The organism is Dyella sp. SYSU CM1112, from assembly GCF_058216415.1.
Genome location: NZ_JBZEGI010000045.1, coordinates 1 through 833, shown reverse-complemented (window position 1 = coordinate 833; position 833 = coordinate 1). Strand labels below are relative to the sequence as shown.

The 833-nt window shown below is 64.1% G+C and carries 1 protein-coding gene; it reads left to right on the top strand.

Annotated elements, in window-relative coordinates; translation table 11 throughout:
• On the top strand, nt 1-833 hold an 833-nt coding region (locus AC4HNJ_RS21530), incomplete at both ends, for a type VI secretion system Vgr family protein (RefSeq protein WP_490481668.1).

Here is an 833-nt window from a genome sequence, read left to right as displayed (position 1 = left end):
CGTCGCACGGCTTTTCTCACCAGACCTACTTCACCGATGTCCCCGGTGTCAGCGGTGCCGAAGCACTGGATGTGGTGTCCTTCGACGTGCACGAAGCCCTCGGCGAGCCCTATCGCATCACCGTCGAACTGACGCATCCCGAGGCGCTGCGGCGCACCGACTATGTCGGTCGCAATGCCCGTTTCCGCATCGCCCTGCCCGATGGCGTACCGCGTGCGTGGCATGGCTACATCGCCCACTTCGCCCATCTCAGCCGCAGCGCCGACCAGTCCACCTACCGCTTCGTGATCGAACCGCATGTCGCCCGCCTGCGCATGACCCAGGCGAGCCGCACCTTCCAGCACCAGAACGCCCCCGACATGATCGAGGCGCTGCTGCGCCATCACGGCCTGCTCGGGCATCAGTTCGCGTTCAAGCTGCGCCGCACTTATCCGGTGCATGCCTTCCACCTGCAATACCGCTGCAGCGACTGGACCTACCTGCGCCTGCTGATGCAGCAGGAAGGTATCTATTGCTATCTCACGCAGAACGAGCACGGCGATGTGCTGGTCTTCGGTGACGACGTCGATCACTACCTGTACCAGCCCACGCTCACCCTGCCGTACCGCGAAGCTTCCGGCCTGAACGCGGCCGAGGAAGCGATCCTGACCCTGGAAACGCACGCGCATAGCGTGCCGCAATCATTCCGCGTGGCGGACTATCACCCCGATCACGCGCATGAACGCCTGCAGGGCGAAGCCAATCGCGCGTACAGCGATCGCACCACGTACGGTCAGTCGTATGTGTATGGCACCGGCCATGCCGATCCGGACCAGGCCCGATGGGAAGCGCAG